At 66.9% G+C, this 18,732-nt stretch carries 14 protein-coding genes and 1 tRNA gene; 12 read left to right on the top strand and 3 right to left on the bottom strand.

Annotated features, from left to right (window positions below):
- Window positions 1-12: 12 nt before the first annotated feature.
- Entirely contained in the window at window positions 13-1,200 is a 1,188-nt protein-coding gene (locus J0A90_RS07115; RefSeq protein WP_207033073.1) for an NAD(P)/FAD-dependent oxidoreductase, read from the bottom strand.
- Between the two features lie 270 nt (window positions 1,201-1,470).
- Between J0A90_RS07115 and J0A90_RS07110 the strand changes: the two genes are divergently transcribed.
- The 4 genes from J0A90_RS07110 to eno all read left to right on the top strand — a co-directional run bounded on the left by J0A90_RS07110 (window position 1,471) and on the right by eno (window position 6,946).
- Window positions 1,471-2,781 carry a solute carrier family 23 protein gene (locus J0A90_RS07110; RefSeq protein WP_207033071.1) on the top strand — a complete coding sequence of 437 codons (1,311 nt, stop codon included), beginning with the start codon at window positions 1,471-1,473 and terminating at the stop codon, window positions 2,779-2,781.
- A gap of 73 nt (window positions 2,782-2,854) precedes the next feature.
- The gene (locus tag J0A90_RS07105; protein WP_207033069.1) at window positions 2,855-3,562 is read left to right on the top strand and encodes a gamma-glutamylcyclotransferase; all 708 of its coding nucleotides are present in this window, start codon (window positions 2,855-2,857) and stop codon (window positions 3,560-3,562) included.
- A 138-nt stretch (window positions 3,563-3,700) separates the two neighbouring features.
- Complete coding sequence (locus tag J0A90_RS07100; protein ID WP_207033067.1) at window positions 3,701-5,359, top strand: CTP synthase; 1,659 nt, start codon at window positions 3,701-3,703, stop codon at window positions 5,357-5,359.
- 294 nt (window positions 5,360-5,653) lie between these two features.
- Window positions 5,654-6,946, top strand: a complete 1,293-nt coding sequence (eno, locus tag J0A90_RS07095; RefSeq protein WP_207033065.1) for a phosphopyruvate hydratase — start codon at window positions 5,654-5,656, stop codon at window positions 6,944-6,946.
- A gap of 269 nt (window positions 6,947-7,215) precedes the next feature.
- On the opposite strand, the gene fdxA is transcribed toward eno, so the two are convergent.
- Window positions 7,216-7,539 (bottom strand): ferredoxin FdxA, encoded by a 324-nt coding sequence (fdxA, locus tag J0A90_RS07090; RefSeq protein ID WP_035475638.1) that lies wholly within the window; start codon window positions 7,537-7,539, stop codon window positions 7,216-7,218.
- A 279-nt stretch (window positions 7,540-7,818) separates the two neighbouring features.
- Window positions 7,819-10,401 (bottom strand): DNA mismatch repair protein MutS, encoded by a 2,583-nt coding sequence (gene mutS / locus J0A90_RS07085; protein ID WP_207033054.1) that lies wholly within the window; start codon window positions 10,399-10,401, stop codon window positions 7,819-7,821.
- Window positions 10,402-10,645: 244 nt separating this feature from the next.
- On the opposite strand from mutS, the gene J0A90_RS07080 reads away from it, so the two are divergent.
- From J0A90_RS07080 to J0A90_RS07045, 8 genes are all read left to right on the top strand, one after another.
- Window positions 10,646-10,831: a hypothetical protein gene (locus J0A90_RS07080; RefSeq protein WP_207033044.1), complete on the top strand. Its 186-nt coding sequence runs from the start codon at window positions 10,646-10,648 to the stop codon at window positions 10,829-10,831.
- Between the two features lie 221 nt (window positions 10,832-11,052).
- Entirely contained in the window at window positions 11,053-11,580 is a 528-nt protein-coding gene (locus J0A90_RS07075; RefSeq protein WP_207033035.1) for a CinA family protein, read from the top strand.
- 268 nt (window positions 11,581-11,848) lie between these two features.
- On the top strand, window positions 11,849-12,916 hold the full coding sequence (gene recA, locus J0A90_RS07070) for a recombinase RecA (RefSeq protein ID WP_035475546.1): 1,068 nt from the start codon (window positions 11,849-11,851) through the stop codon (window positions 12,914-12,916).
- A gap of 73 nt (window positions 12,917-12,989) precedes the next feature.
- Complete coding sequence (locus J0A90_RS07065) at window positions 12,990-13,445, top strand: regulatory protein RecX (protein WP_207033026.1); 456 nt, start codon at window positions 12,990-12,992, stop codon at window positions 13,443-13,445.
- A gap of 523 nt (window positions 13,446-13,968) precedes the next feature.
- A complete protein-coding gene (gene alaS / locus J0A90_RS07060; protein WP_207033024.1) occupies window positions 13,969-16,572 on the top strand; it encodes an alanine--tRNA ligase in 2,604 nt (867 codons plus the stop codon).
- 87 nt (window positions 16,573-16,659) lie between these two features.
- Entirely contained in the window at window positions 16,660-17,904 is a 1,245-nt protein-coding gene (locus J0A90_RS07055) for an aspartate kinase (RefSeq protein ID WP_035475539.1), read from the top strand.
- 229 nt (window positions 17,905-18,133) lie between these two features.
- Window positions 18,134-18,331, top strand: coding sequence for a carbon storage regulator CsrA (csrA, locus tag J0A90_RS07050; RefSeq protein WP_035475538.1), 198 nt, complete (start codon window positions 18,134-18,136; stop codon window positions 18,329-18,331).
- Between the two features lie 212 nt (window positions 18,332-18,543).
- Window positions 18,544-18,636, top strand: a tRNA-Ser gene (locus J0A90_RS07045).
- Window positions 18,637-18,732: the final 96 nt, after the last annotated feature.

The raw sequence follows: 18,732 nt of genomic DNA, 5'->3' as shown, positions 1-18,732 counted from the left end.
CGCCGACGACGCTCAGGCCAGCGGAATGCGTCCGCTGAGCGTGGTGGCGTCCTGCGGCCCGGGTTCGGCGAGCACTTCGCGCGCGGCGTCGAGCGGGGCCTCGTCGAAGCCGAGCAGTAGTACCGCCACCACGCGGCCTGACTCCAGATAGTAGTAGACCCCTTTGTCAGCGTGGCTGTCGGTGACGATGTCGAGCGTGGCGTCCAGCCGCCCCAGCGCTTTCCAGGCGATATCGAAGACGTTGGAGTAGAAGTAGGGCGTGTGGGTGTAGGCCTCGTCACTGCCGGCCATGATGCGCCCGACCGCAGCGCCCTGACAGTTGGCGTTGTCGACGTGCTCGGCGTGCCAGCGCCCGAGGATGCGATCCGGGTAGGTGGCGACGTCGCCGGCGGCGTAGATCGCGGCGTCGGCGGTGCGTAGCCGCTCGTCGACCAGGATACCGCCGTCGATCTCGAGTCCGGCCGCCTGTGCCAGTTCGGTGCAGGGCTCGACCCCGAGCCCGAACATCACGCCGTCGGCGGCCAGCTCGCTGCCGTCGTCGAGTTCGAGCGTGACCGTGCCATCGGCCTCGCGACCCGCCTTCACCTTGCGTCCGCTGAGCAGCGCCACGCCGTGGTCGAGATAGGTCTGGTGCAGGCGGTCGGCGACCTCGGGCGGCAGCATGCCGCCGCCCAGCACCGGCTCGGGGCAGATCAGGGTGACGCGACAGTCGTTCTGGATCAGCGCCGCGGCCAGCTCGCTACCGATATAGCTGCCGCCGACCACCGCAATATGACGGTTCTCGCCCGCCAGCCGGCGCAGATGGTCGTAGTCGTCGACGCTGCGGAAATAGCGCACCCGCTCGCTCTCGGCCAGATCGAGGCGGATCGGCTCGCAGCCGGTGGCGAGCAGCAGCTGGCCGTAGCCGAAGGTCTCGCCGGCACTGGTGGTGACCTTTCGCGCCTGACGGTCGATGGCGCTGACCCGGGTGTCGACATGGAGCGTGGTGCCGGGGTCCTGCTCCGGCTGCATCCAGATCTTGTCGTAGCCGAATTCGGGGTCGGTCCAGAGCTTCTTGGAGAGTGCCGGGCGGGTCACCGGCCCGCGCGGCTCGGCGCCCAGAATGCCGATGCTGCCCTCGCTGTCGCGCTCGCGGATGCCGTCGACGGCGTTGGCGGCGACCATGCCGGCGCCGACGATGAGATAGTCGTAGCGTTGCATATCCACTCCCTGGTTGGCTGGTGGCGGGCGTCCCATCCTTCCCCGATGGTGACGCCGGAAACTCGCGCTCGGGCCGCGTGACGGTACCGATAGCCTCAGCGTAGTTCACCTGTGCCGGCCTGGCGTGAAGCCACGGGGGAGAGGCAGCGACCCACGACTGCGCTAGAATGCGCGCCGGCCCGTCGATTCGCCGGCCACGCCGACAACAATCGCTTTCGCGCGGTCGAACGCCGCCGGCGCCCTCGGCCGCTGCTTTGGAGAACAAACCCGATGTCATCCTGGTTTCCGCACTGGCGCCGCGTCGACGCCAAGCGCGTCGCCCTGGTCGCCCCCGACGAGACCCTAGCCGCCCCCCAGACCCTGCTGATGGGGATCCAGCACGCCGTGGCCATGTTCGGCTCCACCGTGCTGGCGCCGCTGCTGATGGGCTTCGATCCCAATCTGGCGATCCTGATGTCGGGGATCGGCACGCTGCTGTTCTTCCTCGTCGTCGGCGGTCGGGTGCCCAGCTATCTGGGCTCCAGTTTCGCCTTCATTGGTGTGGTGATCGCGGCCACCGGCTATGCCGGTAGCGGCGCCAACCCCAATATCGGCGTGGCGCTGGGCGGTATCATCGCCTGCGGGGCGCTCTACGCCCTGGTCGGGCTGGTGGTGATGGCGCTGGGCACGCGCTGGATCGACGTGCTGCTGCCGCCGGTGGTGACCGGCGCCATCGTCATGACCATCGGCCTCAACCTGGCCCCGGTGGCGGTGTCCAGCGTCGCCGGCTCCACCTTCGATTCGCTCATGGCGCTGGTGACCGTGCTGTGCATCGGCCTGGCGGCGGTGCTCACCCGGGGCATGCTGCAGCGGCTGCTGATCCTGATCGGGCTGATCGCCGCCTATGCGATCTATGCCCTGGTCACCAACGGTTTCGGCTGGGGCACGCCGATCGATTTCTCGGTGATCGGCGCCGCCCCCTGGCTGGGGCTGCCGAGCTTCAGCGCGCCGCAGTTCGACCCCCACGCCATGGTCCTGATCGCCCCGGTGGCGGTGATCCTGGTGGCCGAGAACCTGGGGCATATCAAGGCGGTGGGTGCGATGACCGGGCGCGATCTCGACCCCTACATCGGGCGCGCCTTCTTCGCCGACGGCGTGGCTACCGTGGTCTCGGGCAGCGCCGGGGGCACCGGCGTCACCACCTATGCCGAGAACATCGGCGTGATGGCGGTGACCAAGGTCTACTCGACGCTGATCTTCGTCGCCGCCGCCGGCTTCGCCATCCTGCTGGGTTTCTCGCCGCGCTTCGGCGCGCTGATCCAGACCATCCCGGGGCCGGTGCTGGCCGGGGCCTCGATCGTGGTGTTCGGGCTGATCGCGGTGGCCGGCGCGCGCATCTGGGTGCAGAACGCGGTCGATCTGGGCGATACCACCAACCTGATCGTGGTGGCGGTGACGCTGGTGCTGGGTGCGGGCAACTTCTCGCTGGCCCTGGGGGGCTTTACCCTGGACGGCATCGGAACCGCCACCTTCGGCGCCATCGCCCTGCATGCGCTGTTGCGCTATGGCGTGGGCGGACGCCAGCCCGACGCCCAGTCCTAGAATCGATACGCCAAGCCGGCCCGCTGCGGCCGCCTTGCCGGCGGCCGCTCGATCACTGCCAGGGGTGACCCGCATGAGAGATTCCCAAGCCAGCGACCCGCAGTCCGGCGAGCAGTCGCTCGCGATGACCCGCGAGGTGCTCGAACAGGACCGCCTGCGCCGCTACTTCGAGCGCACCTATCCCGAGGTGCCGCTGACCTCGCCGGCGGCGCTCGACGCCTCCGTGCGCGAGATGCTGGCGAACGTGCCCGAGCCCGCCCGCGACCTCGACGGTGTCTATCTGTTCGCCTACGGCTCGCTGATCTGGAACCCCTGCGTCGAGGTCGCCGAGCGCCACACCTGCCGGCTCTACGGCTACCACCGCGACTTCTGCCTCAAGCTCGAGCACGGACGTGGCACCCCCGAATCGCCGGGGCTGATGCTGGCGCTGGCGCCGGGCGGTTCGTGCCGCGGGGTGGCGCTGCGGGTACCGGCGGCCAATCTCGAGCGCGAGCTGACCCTGGTGTGGCGCCGTGAGATGCTCACCGGGGCCTATCAGCCGCGCTGGGTGCGCCTGAGCAGCGATATCGGCGCGCTGTGGGGCATCGCTTTCGTGATCAATCCGGCCCACGACCGTTACATCGGGCGTCAGTCGGACGAGACGGTGATCCGGCTCCTGCGTACCGGCCGAGGTGTGCTCGGCTCGTGCCGCGAGTATCTCGACAACACGGTCAGCGATCTCCACGCCCTGGGCATTCGCGATCATCGTCTGGAGCGGCTGCAGCGGGCGGTGCACGGCTGAGCGCTGCGGTGGCCGCGCTTTCGCGCAGCGCAAATTGAGCCGGCGGCCGCTCTCTGGTAGTCTGGCGTCCCATCCTGGCCCGACTTTCTCCCCCGGGTCTTTCTCACGGCTTTACGACCACGATTCGACAGGTTTTCCATGACACGATATATCTTCGTGACCGGCGGCGTTGTGTCCTCCTTGGGCAAGGGCATTGCGGCGGCCTCGCTGGCGGCCATTCTCGAGGCCCGCGGCCTCAAGGTGACCATTCTCAAGCTGGATCCGTACATCAACGTCGATCCGGGCACCATGAGCCCGTTCCAGCATGGCGAGGTGTTCGTCACCGAGGATGGCGCGGAAACCGACCTCGACCTGGGCCACTACGAGCGCTTCATCCGCACCAAGATGACCCAGGGCAACAACTTCACCACCGGCCGCGTCTACGAGCACGTGCTGCGCAAGGAGCGCCGTGGCGACTATCTCGGCGGTACGGTGCAGGTGATCCCGCACATCACCGACGAGATCAAGCACCGTGTGATCAAGGGGGGAGAGGGATACGACGTGGCGCTGGTGGAGATCGGCGGCACCGTCGGTGACATCGAGTCGCTGCCGTTTTTGGAGTCGATCCGCCAGCTGCGCAGCGAAGTCGGGGCCAGCCGTGCGCTGTTCATGCACCTGACCCTGGTGCCCTACATCAAGACCGCCGGCGAGACCAAGACCAAGCCGACCCAGCACAGCGTCAAGGAGCTGCGCTCGATCGGTATCCAGCCGGACATCCTGATCTGCCGTAGCGAAGTCGAGCTGGAGGAGAGCGAGCGGCGCAAGATCGCGCTGTTCACCAACGTCGAAGAGCGCGCGGTCATCCCGCTGCAGGATGCCGACACCATCTATCGCATTCCGCTGATGCTGCACGAGCACGGCCTCGACGACATCGTCTGCGACAAGCTGCGCCTGGACGCGCCGGCCGCCGATCTGGCCGAGTGGGTCCACGTGCTCGACGCCAAGCTCAACCCGCTCAAGTCGATCAACATCGCCATGGTCGGCAAGTACATGGAGCTGCTCGACGCCTACAAGTCGCTCAATGAAGCGCTGACCCACGCCGGTATCCAGACCCGGGTCAAGGTCAACGTCGAGTACATCGACTCCGAGCTGATCGAGCGCCACGGCACCGAGCGCCTGGCCGGCAAGGACGCCATTCTGGTGCCCGGCGGCTTCGGCGAGCGCGGCGTCGAGGGCAAGATCGCCACCGCCCGCTTCGCCCGCGAGAACAACATTCCGTACCTGGGCATCTGTCTCGGCATGCAGGTGGCGGTGATCGAGTTCGCCCGCCACGTGGCCGGCTGGGCCGATGCCAACTCCACCGAGTTCACCCGTGATACCCAGCACCCGGTGGTCGGCCTGATCACCGAGTGGATCAACGCCGAGGGTCAGATCGAACTGCGTGACGAGGCCTCCGACCTGGGCGGCACCATGCGCCTGGGCGGTCAGGAGTGCCAGCTCGCCTCCGGCTCGCGGGCGCAGGCGATCTATGGCCTGGACACCATCACCGAGCGCCATCGCCATCGCTTCGAGGTCAACAACCAGTTCATTGGCGAGCTTGAGCAGGCGGGTCTGGTGATCTCCGGCAAGAGCGGCGATCAGTCGCTGGTGGAGATGATCGAGCTGCCCGATCACCCTTGGTTCGTGGCGTGTCAGTTCCACCCGGAGTTCACCTCCACGCCGCGCGACGGCCATCCGCTGTTCACCGGCTTCGTCAATGCGGCGCTGGAGCACAAGGCGAGCCGCCAGCGGCAGCAGGGCGCGAGCCACCAGGAGTGACCACGGCGGGGGATGAAGCGATTCATCCCCCGCTCTCGTTGTGCAGGGCTCATACTCTTTCGTCTGGACTCGTGCTGCCTTTCCGGGCCCATGCTGCCTTCTTTCCGGACCCGTGCTGCCTTTTCGGGATGCGTATTCTTGTCGGTACGCGTACGGGAGCATGAAACGCCACGCGGCGTCTCGTCGCGCCGGCGAAAGCTGGTAACATGAATCCGCTTTTCCGCATCCGGCGCACGCCGTGCCGGACGCTTCACGCTCACTGCTTGAGTTTTTCAACCGACAGGACGACGTAACATGGCTGAGATCGTTGATATCCGCGCCCTCGAAGTGCTCGATTCCCGAGGTAACCCGACCGTTCAGGCTCAGGTCGTGCTGAGCGGTGGCATCAGCGCCAGCGCCTGCGCGCCGAGCGGTGCCTCCACCGGCTCGCGGGAAGCGCTCGAACTGCGTGACGGCGACAAGGGCCGTTACCTGGGCAAGGGCGTGCTCAAGGCGGTGGAGGCCGTCAACGGTCAGATCCGCGAGCGCCTGGTGGGGATGGATGCCAGCGACCAGCGTGCGCTGGACCAGGCCATGCTCGACCTCGACGGCAGCGACAACAAGGCCAACCTGGGCGCCAACGCCATCCTCGCGGTGTCGCTGGCGGCGGCCAAGGCGGCGGCGATCGCCAAGGGCGTGCCGCTCTACGCGCACATCGCCGAGCTCTACGGCCAGCCGGGCCACTACCTGATGCCGGTGCCGATGATGAACATCCTCAACGGCGGCGAGCATGCCGACAACAACGTCGACATCCAGGAGTTCATGGTCCAGCCGGTGGGCGCGCCCAACTTCCGCGAGGCGCTGCGCATGGGCGCGGAGATCTTCCACGCGCTGAAGAAGGTGCTGTCGGCCAAGGGGCTCTCCACCTCGGTGGGCGACGAGGGCGGCTTCGCCCCCAACCTAGCCTCCAACGCCGAGGCGCTGGCGGTGATCAAGCAGGCGGTCTCCGACGCCGGCTACACCCTGGGCAAGGACGTCACCCTGGCCCTCGACTGCGCTTCCAGCGAGTTCTACAAGGACGGCACCTACGACCTTTCCGGCGAAGGCAAGTCCTATGACGCCGCCGGTTTCGCCGACTACCTGGCCGAGCTGTGCGACGCCTACCCGATCGTCTCGGTCGAGGATGGCATGGACGAGTCCGACTGGGACGGCTGGAAGGCCCTCACCGAGAAGCTCGGCGACCGCGTGCAGCTGGTCGGCGACGATCTCTTCGTCACCAATACGCGCATCCTCAAGCGCGGCATCGACGAGCAGATCGGCAACTCGATTCTGATCAAGTTCAACCAGATCGGCTCGCTCTCCGAGACCCTGGATGCGATCAAGATGGCCCAGGACGCCGGCTTCACCGCGGTGATCTCGCACCGCTCCGGCGAGACCGAGGACACCACCATCGCCGACCTCGCCGTGGGCACCGCCGCCGGCCAGATCAAGACCGGCTCGCTGTGCCGCTCCGACCGCGTGGCCAAGTACAACCGCCTGCTGGTGATCGAGCAGGAGCTGGAAGGCAAGGCGGCCTATCCGGGGTTGAAGGCGATCAAGGGCCAGTAACGCTCCTCAGCCGGGCACGTTCCGGACGGCCCGGCTCGCCACAGTGCCTGTGATCGGACACGGTCCGCCCGACGCAGGACCCAACGCAAGAAGGCCGCTCGATGAGCGGCCTTCTTGCGTTCTTCGGCAGTAAGCGTCCGATGGAGTCCGATTTGCGTCATGAGCGCAGGCCAGACAAGGCGAAATCAATCGAAAAAGCGGAGTTTACGAGGTGTAAATGAGCACTTTGAGATTGATTTCAACACAGTATGGCCAAGCGTAATGGCAAATCAGCGTTCGAGCAGCTCGATCTTGTTGGGCTTGCCATCCCACTCCTTGGCATCCTCCGGCGGGTCCTTCTGCTCGGTGATGTTGGGCCACACCTCGGAAAGCTCCGCGTTCAGCTCGATGAACTTCTCCTGGCCCGCCGGCAGCTCATCCTCCGAGAAGATCGCCTCGGCGGGGCACTCCGGCTCGCACAGGGCGCAGTCGATGCACTCGTCCGGGTGGATGACGAGGAAGTTCGGGCCCTCATAGAAGCAGTCCACCGGGCAGACTTCGACGCAGTCGGTGTATTTGCACTTGATGCAGTTCTCGGTGACGACGAACGTCATGGGTGATCTCTCCTATTGCCGGGGCGGATGCGCGGCTGGCCCCTCTTTTTCTCGGTCACGGTCACTGGGTCGCGGCCTCTGCCGGCCGCTGTTCTTGCGTTTGCTGCCCGCTCACGACCACCCACGCCGGTCGTGCCCGGGTATCCGCCATGCGCACGCGGATGCCACGTTGGAATGGCGCCATATTCTAGGCGTCGCCCGGCGGCAGCGGCAAGTTGAGGCTGGGAACGTCTGGGAATGGCGTTATGCCACGGCGGGCCGGGCCGGCCCGCCGCGGGGCTACTGCTTGGCCTTCCACTCGTAGAGCAGTTCCAGCGCCGCGCGCGGGGTGAGCGCGTCGACGTCCAGCGACGCCAGCGCCTCGACCAGCGGATGCACCGGGGCCGCGAACAGGTCCGCCTGCTGCGGCGCGGTGGCGTGGGTGGCCGCGCCGCGCTCGGCGGGGGCGCTCGGTGGCTGCTCGAGGCTGGCCAGCTTCTCGCGGGCACGCGCGATTACCGGCTGCGGCACGCCGGCCAGTTGGGCCACCTGGAGCCCGTAGCTCTGGCTCGCCGGCCCCTCTTCGACCCGGTGCATGAAGACGATGCCATCCTTGTGCTCGGCGGCGGTGAGGTGGACGTTGGCCACCGTCTCCTGCTGCTCGGCCAGCGCGGTCATCTCGAAGTAGTGGGTGGCGAACAGGGTGAAGGCGCGCGCGCGGGCCAGATGCTCGGCGCTGGCCCAGGCCAGCGAGAGGCCGTCGAAGGTGCTGGTGCCGCGGCCGATCTCGTCCATCAGCACCAGGCTCTCGGCGGTGGCGTTGTGCAGGATGCTGGCGGTCTCGGTCATCTCCACCATGAAGGTCGAGCGGCCACCGGCGAGATCGTCGCTGGAGCCGATCCGCGTGAAGATGCGATCCACCGGGCCGATCTCGGCGCGCTCGGCGGGCACGAAGCTGCCGGTATGCGCGAGCAGGGCGATCAGCGCTGCCTGGCGCATGTAGGTCGACTTGCCGCCCATGTTGGGGCCGGTGATCACCAGCATGCGGCGGGCGTCGTCGAGTACCAGATCGTTGGGCACGAAGGGGTGCTGGCTGACGTGCTCGACCACCGGGTGGCGGCCGCCGATGATCTCGACGCCGGGCGTCTCGCCGAGCTGCGGGCGCACGAAGTCGAGACTCCGCGCGCGCTCGGCGAAGGTGCACAGCACGTCCAGCGAGGCCAGCGCCCGGGCGGTGGCCTGCAGCGCGTCGAGCTCGGCGTTGAGGGTCTCGATCAGCCCTTCGTAGAGCAGCTTCTCGCGGGCCAGGGCGCGCGACTTGGCCGACAGCGCCTTGTCCTCGAACTCCTTGAGCTCGGGGATAATGAAACGCTCGGCGTTCTTCAGCGTCTGGCGCCGGATGTAGTCCACCGGCACCTCGCGGGCCTGGGCCCGGGGGATCTCGATATAGTAGCCGTGGACCCGGTTGTAGCCGACCTTGAGCCCGGCCAGTCCGGTGCGCTCGCGCTCGCGCAGCTCGAGCTGCACCAGATAGTCGCCGGCGTGCTCGGCCAGGCCGCGGTACTCGTCGAGCTCGGCGTCGAAGCCCTCGCGGATCACGCCGCCGTCGCGGATCACCACCGGCGGGTTGTCGATCAGCGCCTGGCTGAGGGTCGCCGCCGTCTCCGGGTAGGGGCGAATGTGCCGGGCCAGATCATCGAGCACGCTCTCTCCCTCGATCGCGCCCAGCGCGCTTTGCAGCTGGGGCAGCGCATTGAGCGCGTCGCGCAGGCGGGCCAGATCCCGAGGGCGGGCGCTGCGCAGGGCGACCCGGGCGAGTATGCGCTCGACGTCGCCGACCTCGCCCAGGATCTCGCGCAGCGCCAGATGGTCGTCCTGTTCCAGCAGCAGCTGCACCGCCGCCTGGCGCGCGCTGACCTGGGCGCGATCGCGCAGTGGGCGGTTGAGCCAGCGCTTGAGCAGGCGTGAACCCATCGGCGTGGTGGTGGTATCGAGCACGCTGGCCAGGGTGTTGTCGCCGCTGCCGCCGAGATTGATGTCGATCTCCAGATTGCGGCGGCTGGCGGCATCGATCACCACCGCGTCGTCGCGGCTCTCGATACCGAGGGCGTTGACGTGGGGCAGGCGCGAGCGCTGGGTGTCGCGGGCGTAGTCGATCAGCACCCCGGCGGCGACCAGCGCGACCTCCAGATGAGTGCAGCCGAAGCCGCGCAGATCGGCCACCTGGAACTGGTCGCACAGCAGGCGGTTGGCGGTCTCCAGGTCGAAGTGCCAGTCGTTCTGGCGACGCAGCCCGGTGCGCTCGGCCAGCGCCGGGGGTAGGTCCTGGGTCTCGGCGGCGAGCAGCTCGGCCGGTTGCAGGCGATGGATCTCGGCCTGCATGTCGGCCTCGCCGTCGACCTCGAGCACGGCGAAGCGGCCGCTGGATAGCTCCAGCCAGGCGATGCCCCAGCGCTCGCCGTGGCGGTGCATGGCCACCAGCAGATTGTCGCGGCGCTCATCGAGCAGCGCCTCGTCGTGCAGCGTGCCGGGGGTGACGATCCGCACCACCCGGCGCTCCACCGGCCCCTTGCTGGTGGCGGGGTCGCCGATCTGCTCGCAGATCGCCACCGACTCGCCCGAGCGCACCAGCCGCGCCAGATAGGACTCGGCGCTGTGGTAGGGCACGCCGGCCATGGGGATCGGCGAACCGGCTGACTGACCGCGTGCGGTCAGGGTGATGTCGAGCAGCTTGGCGGCGCGCTTGGCGTCGTCGTAGAACAGTTCGTAGAAATCGCCCATGCGGTAGAACAGCAGCACCTCGGGGTGCTCGCGCTTGATCTTGAGGTACTGCGCCATCATCGGCGTATGCTGCTGGGCTTTGCTGGCGGCCGTATCCTGCATGGCGTTACGAGGCTCTCTGGGTATCGTGGGGCATCATGGCGGCACGCGCCTCGCCGGGGCCGGCGAAGCATGAAACATGAAACATGGAGAAAGGCCGAAGGTTACCACGGGGGTCAGCGTTGCTGCATCGCCGATCGCCCGTGCCGGGGTGACGCCGGTTCATGCCCGAGGTGTAGTGTTTTCAGTCTCGCCCGCGGCGGGCGAATCGTTACAGTGGGTGAAATCGGCATCCGAGGACCCCCTCATGGCCCGGCTGGTGCTCAATCACCTCAGCGACTCCACGTTCAGGCTGCTCTCGATCGAGGCCAACCGGCGCAACGTCAACGTCAGCGAACTGGCGGTCATCCTGCTCGAGATCGCGGTCGCCGATCTGTGTGCCGGGGGGCACGCGCAGCCGTTGCCGCCCACTTATCCGCGTGACACTGAATAGTCGCCCGCCGGGGCGCGCTTGTGACGTGCATTGGCCGCGCGCGTTGCGTCGACGCGCAAAGCTCGCATACTACGTATCTGGCACCTCGCATATGCCACCTCGCTATGCCATCACTCGCAGGCCGATACGTACGTGCCATCAGTGACGCGCCATCAGCGGCATGACAGGACGCGCCCAGCCGGGGAGGGTACCGGTACGGCGCAAAAGTCGCAGGAGTCTTCATGAACTTGCCCACCGACCATCCGCTGCCCCCTGGCAGCGATCAGGACCCGCAGGTGCTTGCCCGGCGCCTGGGTGAGGCGTGCCTGGCCGCCGGCTGCTTCGTCACCACCGCCGAGTCGTGTACCGGCGGCGGCGTGGCCGAGGCGATCACCGCGATCGCCGGTAGCTCGGGCTACTTCGCCAGCGGCTATGTCACCTACGCCAATGCCGCCAAGCAGCGCATGCTGGGGGTGTCGGCGCAGACGCTGGAGGCGCATGGGGCGGTCAGCGCGGCCACCGTGCGCGAGATGGTCGCCGGCGCCTGCCGCGACAGCGGCGCCGAGCTCGGCGTGGCGATCAGCGGCGTGGCCGGCCCCGGCGGCGGCAGTGCCGAGAAGCCGGTGGGGACGGTGTGGTTCGCCTGGGGCGATGCCGAGGCCCAGCGAGTGGCGTGTTTTCGGCTGCCGGGGGAGCGTGCCGCGGTGCGCGCCCAGGCGGTGGCGATCGCCCTGGCGGGGCTGCTCGAATCGCTCGTCGCCGAGGCCTGAGCGGCACTTGGCGCTGGCCTCTCCCGGCGCGATCCCGGAAAATGCAGCGACGCAGGCGGAAAATCGACGCGAGGATATAGGCGCGGGCGATTTTTTTCGCCATACTACTGGCTAATCATACAGTGATCGGGCGGCCTGGCCGCCTCGCCCGTCGCCAAGGACGCCTCGCCCACGGGGTGGCCCTATGCGGCGGGCTCACTTTTCCGGCCGCCATCCCACGACGCCAGCTTTCCAAGGCTCGTCTTCGACGCACTCACAGGAGACTTTCATGGCACAGGACGAAAATCGCAGCAAGGCACTCAGCGCGGCTTTGTCGCAGATCGACCGCCAATTCGGCAAAGGCACCGTGATGCGTCTGGGCGATACGCCACGCACCGCCATCCCGGTGGTCTCGACCGGCTCGCTGGGGCTGGATATCGCTCTCGGGGTGGGCGGTCTGCCTTACGGCCGCGTGGTCGAGATCTTCGGCCCCGAATCCTCGGGCAAGACCACCCTGACCCTGTCGGTGATCGCCCAGGCGCAGAAGCAGGGCAAGACCTGCGCCTTCATCGACGCCGAGCACGCGCTCGATCCGAGCTACGCCGAGAAGCTGGGGGTCGACCTCGACCAGCTGCTGGTGTCGCAGCCGGATACCGGCGAGCAGGCGCTGGAGATCTGCGACATGCTGGTGCGCTCCGGCGGTGTCGACGTCATCATCATCGACTCGGTGGCGGCGCTCACCCCGCGCGCCGAGATCGAGGGCGAGATGGGCGACTCCCACGTCGGCCTGCAGGCACGTCTGATGTCGCAGGCACTGCGCAAGATCACCGGCAACATCAAGAACGCCAACTGCATGGTGGTGTTCATCAACCAGATCCGCATGAAGATCGGGGTGATGTTCGGCAGCCCCGAGACCACCACCGGCGGTAACGCGCTGAAGTTCTACTCCAGCGTGCGTCTCGACATTCGCCGCATCGGCTCGGTCAAGCAGGGTGACGAGGTCACCGGTAACGAGACCCGGGTCAAGGTGGTCAAGAACAAGGTGGCGCCGCCGTTCCGCCAGTCCGAGTTCCAGATTCTCTACGGCAAGGGCATCTACCATGCCGGCGAGGTGATCGACCTGGGCGTGCAGTGCAGCCTGGTCGACAAGGCCGGTGCCTGGTACAGCTACAAGGGCAGCAAGATCGGCCAGGGCAAGGCCAATGCGGCCCAGTACCTGGAAGAGAATCCGGCGATCATGACCGAGATCGAGGATCAGATTCGCGCCCAGCTGCTGGCCGTCGCCGCGCCCAAGGAGAAGGAAAAAGAGAAGGAAGCCGAGGCTGCGGCCGACGACGCCAACGACTCGCTGCTGTAGCGCGAGGCGGGGCAGGCGGTTGGGTTGAAGACGCGCCCGATGTTCAGGGCGTTGCCGAGGAGGAGAACACGCCATGGCTGACGCTGCGGAGATCCCGCCCCGGGAGCGGGCGATCGCCCTGCTGGCACGCCGCGAGTACAGTCGCGCCGAGCTCGAACAGCGCTTGGCGGCCAAGGGCGTCGAGCGTGATGAGATCGCCGTCACGCTGGACGCGCTGGCGGCAGAAGGGCTGCAGTCCGATACCCGCTTCGCCGAGATCTTCGTGCGTTCCCGGGTGCAGCTCGGTCACGGCCCGGTGCGGATTCGCGGCGATCTGGCCCAGCGCGGCATCGACGATGCGCTGGCCGCGCTGGCACTCGAGGCGGAGGCGCCGGACTGGCAGGACCTGGCGTGTCAGGCTTTGGCCAAGCGCTTCGCCGGGCCCGGCAGCACGCCCCGCGAGCGGGCCAAGCGCGAACGCTTCATGGCCGGACGCGGGTTCGGCTTCGACCAGGTGCGCCACGCCATGCGCCACGCCTGGGAGGATTGAGTTCTCGGGCTTTATCTTCGACCTTGCCGAGCCTGGCGGCACCCCTGGTGCGTCGCGCTGTCAGCGTAGCGCACCGAACCGCGAGACTTCTCACCCTGACGCTTCACAGCCGCGCTTTCCTCGTTGCGCCCGCGGCACGCGCTTCTCTATTTCCGGCTCCCTTTCCGTCCTTTCTTCATCAGATCCCGCTTACTTAGCTCTTCTTTTCTCTTGCCTTCGTTCCGGATTCCCCATGACACCCGACCCTGGCGGACCCGTTCTGGCGTTACCGGGCCGGGTGGTCCGATCCGCCCGAGGGCGGCGAATGTCGGCGACATGGGTGTCGCACTCGACAGACTCACAGTCGACCACGTTATACTAACGCGCCTTGCGATGGCCGCAGGAGCAGCGCATCGCTGCCGAGACGGCCGTCTGCGCGTCGCCACGTGGTCCGTTTGCCGCCGTGGGCACGCCTATCGTCACGGACTTTCGCCAAGATCCGTCGTCACGGATTTTTGCCACGGACTCTCGCTACGGATTGTTTATGAAAAGCGCAGCTATCAGACAGGCTTTCCTGAACTACTTCGAGGAGCGCGGACACACCATCGTGCCTTCTGCCTCTCTGGTGCCGGAAAACGACCCGACCCTGCTCTTCACCAACGCCGGCATGGTGCCGTTCAAGGATGTGTTCCTGGGGCGCGACCCGCGGCCCTATGTGCGAGCGACCTCGGCCCAGCGCTGCGTGCGCGCCGGTGGCAAGCACAACGACCTCGATAACGTCGGCTATACCGCGCGTCACCACACCTTCTTCGAGATGATGGGCAACTTCAGCTTCGGCGACTACTTCAAGGCCGATGCCATTCGCTTTGCCTGGACCTTCATCACCGAGGTGCTGGGGCTGCCCAAGGAGCGGCTGTGGGTCACCGTGCACCACAGCGACGACGAGGCGGCGACCATCTGGGTCGACGAGATCGGGGTCGACCCGGCGCGACTGTCGCGGCTCGACGAGGACAACTTCTGGCAGATGGGCGACACCGGCCCGTGCGGCCCGTGCTCGGAGATCTTCTACGACCACGGCCCTGAAGTGTGGGGCGGCCCGCCGGGAAGCCCGGAAGAGGATGGCGACCGCTACATCGAGGTGTGGAACCTGGTCTTCATGCAGTTCGACCGCGATGCCAGCGGCGAGCTGCACCCGCTGCCCAAGCCGTCGATCGATACCGGCATGGGCCTGGAGCGCATGGCGGCAGTGATGCAGGGCGTGCACTCCAACTACGAGATCGATCTGTTCCAGGCGCTGCTGGCAGCTGCCGCCGAGGTCACCGGCCATGCCGATACCACCACGCCGTCGCTGCGCGTGATCGCCGACCACATCCGCTCCTGTGCCTTCTTGATCGTCGATGGCGTACTGCCCTCCAACGAGGGGCGCGGCTACGTGCTGCGGCGGATCATCCGCCGTGCCATCCGCCACGGGCACAAGCTCGGCGCCAGCGGCACCTTTTTCCACAAGCTGGTGGCAGCGCTCGATGCCGAGATGGGCGAGGCCTACCCGGAGCTGCGTCAGGCGCGCGAGCAGATCGAACGCGTGCTGCTCAAGGAAGAAGAGCAGTTCGCGCGGACGCTGGATCACGGCATGGGGCTGCTCGAGGCGGCGCTCGCCGATCTCGACGGCGATGTGCTCCCGGGTGAAACCGTGTTCAAGCTCTACGACACCTACGGCTTCCCCTATGACCTGACCGCCGATGTCTGCCGCGAGCGCGGTGTGACCCTCGACGAGGCCGGCTTCGAGCGCGAGCTGGAAGCGCAGCGCCAGCGCGCCCGCGCCGCCAGCCAGTTCGGCGGCGACTACGAGGCCGCGCTGAATCTCGAGGGCAGCACCGAGTTCACCGGCTACGACCGGCTCGAGGATCAGGCCCGGGTGACCGCGATCGTCGACGCCCAGGGCAACGAGCGCGAGCGCCTCGAAGCGGGCCAGAAAGGCGTGGTGGTGCTCGACCGCACGCCGTTCTACGCCGAGTCCGGCGGCCAGGTCGGCGATACCGGCTATCTGCACGGCGACGGCGCCCGCTTCCAGGTCACCGACACGCGCAAGCAGGCGGGTCACCACCTGCACGAGGGCGTGCTGCTCGAGGGCGAACTGAGCGTGGGGCAGACGCTCGCGCCGCAGGTCGATGCCTCGCTGCGTCAGGCCACCATGCGCAATCACTCCGCTACCCACCTGCTGCACGAAGCGCTGCGCCGCACCCTGGGCGACCACGTGCAGCAGAAGGGGTCGCTGGTGAGCGCTGAGCGTTTGCGCTTCGACTTCAGCCACTTCGAGCCGGTGACGCCGAATCAACTGGCGGAAATCACCCGCATCGTCAACGCTGAGATTCTGGCCAACGCCCCGACCCAGACCGAGCAGATGACTCTCGATCAGGCCAAGGCCAAGGGCGCGCGGGCGCTGTTCGAGGCCAAGTACGCCGACGCCGTGCGCGTGCTCACCATCGGCAGCGACGGCTTCTCGATCGAACTGTGTGGCGGCACCCACGTGGCGCGTACCGGCGATATCGGGCCGTTCCATATCGTCGCCGAGTCCGGCACCGCCGCCGGCGTGCGGCGCATCGAGGCGGTCACGGGGGAAGGGGCCCTGGCCTGGTTCGATGCCCAGGAGCGCCAGCTCAACGCCGTGGGCGAACGTCTCAAGGCGCGCCCGGAGCAGGTGGTCGAGCGTCTGGACAGCGTGCTCGAGCGCCAGCGCACGCTGGAGAAGGAGCTCGAGCGGCTCAAGGCCAAAGTGGCCAGCGCGGCCGGCAACGAGCTGCTCGACGCCGTGCGCGAGGTCGCCGGGGTGCGCGTACTCGCCACGCGTATCGAAGGGGTGGGTGGCAAGGAGCTGCGCGGCCTGCACGACCAGCTCAAGCAGAAACTGGGTTCCGGCGTGCTGGTGCTCGGCGCCGCGCAGGAAGGCAAGGTCAGCCTCATCGCTGGGGTCACCGACGACCTCACCGGGCGGCTGAAGGCGGGGGAACTGGTCAACCACGTGGCGGCCCAGGTCGGCGGCAAGGGCGGCGGGCGTGCCGACATGGCGCAGGCCGGCGGTAGCGACCCGAGCCAACTGCCCCAGGCGCTCGACAGCGTGCATGCGTGGGTGGCCGAACAGCTGGGCTGAATCGACATACGCATTTGGGTGGAACCGACATACATGTGGCCGCCATCCCAGGGCGGCCCACAACGCTAGGGAGTGACGAACAGACTCATGGCGCTATACGTACAAAAGTTTGGTGGGACCTCGGTGGGCACCGTCGAGCGGATCAAGGCGGTCGCGGAGAAGGTCAAACGCTTCCGTGACGACGGTCACCAGATCGTGGTGGTGGTCTCCGCGATGAGCGGCGAAACCAATCGCCTGATCGACCTCGCCAGCCAGATCAACGAGGACCCCACTCCGCGCGAAATGGACATGCTGGTCTCCACCGGCGAGCAGGTCACCATCTCGCTGCTGGCCATGGCCCTGCATCAGCTGGGCGTACCGGCCACTTCCTACACCGGGGCGCAGGTGGGTATCCGCACCGACAGCGCGCACACCAAGGCGCGTATCCAGCGCATCGAGACCGACGACCTCAAGGAAGACCTGGCCGAAGGTCAGGTCGTCGTGGTCGCCGGTTTCCAGGGGGTCGACGAAGAGGGCAACATCACGACCCTCGGTCGCGGCGGCTCCGACACCACCGGCGTGGCGCTGGCCGCGGCTCTGGGCGCCGACGAGTGCCAGATCTACACCGACGTCGACGGGGTCTACACCACCGACCCGCGGGTCTGCTCCAAGGCGCAGCGCCTGGAGCGCATCACCGTCGAGGAGATGATCGAGCTGGCCAGTCTCGGCTCCAAGGTGCTGCAGATCCGTTCGGTGGAGTTCGCCGGCAAATACAATGTACCGCTTCGCGTGCTGTCGAGCTTCGAGGAAGGGCCCGGCACGCTGATCGTGGCAGACGAGGAAATCGAATCGATGGAAGAACCGCTGATCTCCGGTATCGCCTTCACCGCCAACGAAGCCAAGCTGACGCTGCTCAACACCCCCGACGTTCCCGGGGTCGCGTCGCGCATTCTCGGCCCGATCGCCGATGCCAATATCGAAGTCGACATGATCGTGCAGAACGTGGCGCCGACCGGCGACTACACCGACTTCACCTTCACCGTGGGCAAGGGCGACTACAAGCAGACCATGCGCATCCTGCAGGATGACGTCATCCCGGCACTGGGCGGCGGTGAGCTGCGCGGCGACGACAACATCGCCAAGGTCTCGCTGGTCGGCGTGGGCATGCGTTCGCACGCCGGTGTGGCGTCCAAGATGTTCCGTGTGCTGGCCGAGGAGAACATCAATATCCGCATGGTCTCGACCTCCGAAATCAAGATCTCCGTGGTCATCGACGAGAAGACGATGGAACTCGCCGTGCGCGCGCTCCACACCGCCTTCGGCCTCGACAAAGACAGCATCCAAAGCGAATAACCGAATAAACCTTCAAGAATGTCTCAGGCGTTCTACGCTTAGGGTGAGTTGGACGAAGTGAAAGGAAGCGAGCGCTTCTTCAACGTAGCCGAGGGTTGTCATGGAACGGCGTCATTGGCCTGGTTGGCCTTATGACGCATAATCGCTCCTCGGGCGGTGAGCGACCGCCGCAAGCGGCCCGAGAGCGTGACCCGAGAATGGAAGAAGGCCCTGAGAAGGAGATCAGACAATGCTCATCCTGACCCGTCGAGTGGGAGAGACTCTCATGATCGGCGACGATATCACCGTCACCGTCCTGGGAGTGAAAGGGAATCAGGTGCGCATCGGCGTCAATGCGCCCAAGGATGTGGCCGTCCATCGCGAAGAGATCTATCAGCGCATCCAGCGTGAGAAATCCGAAGACGAAGATGGCGGTCCCGGCGTATAGCGCAGCGCGCATACTGGAACCGTCTGGGCTGGTGAAGTCGTCCCCTTTATCGGCTCGGGCTCGTCTCGGAATCCTCCTCGACGCTCTCTATCCCACGCTACGCCTCGCCTCTCGCGGTAACCCGTTCATCCTTTGAGGTTTTTTTGGAAAAAAGTTTGGGCTTCGACTGGACAAGCCCCGGCGAAATGGGTAACCTACGCGCCGTCGATCAGGGAGAGGTGGCCGAGTGGCTGAAGGCGCTCCCCTGCTAAGGGAGTATGGGGTTTATAGCCTCATCGAGGGTTCGAATCCCTCCCTCTCCGCCATTGACCTTTGGGTCCGACCCGAGAGTCACGGCAAGGATCGACAAACGCAGCGACTGCCCAGGCATCGCCTGCGACTCGCGACAGAGTCAGTGACAA

The organism is Salinicola sp. DM10 (assembly GCF_017306975.2).
Lineage (GTDB): Bacteria > Pseudomonadota > Gammaproteobacteria > Pseudomonadales > Halomonadaceae > Salinicola.
The sequence above is the reverse complement of the archived record's forward strand: the minus strand, read 5'-3'. Positions and strand labels throughout refer to the sequence as shown.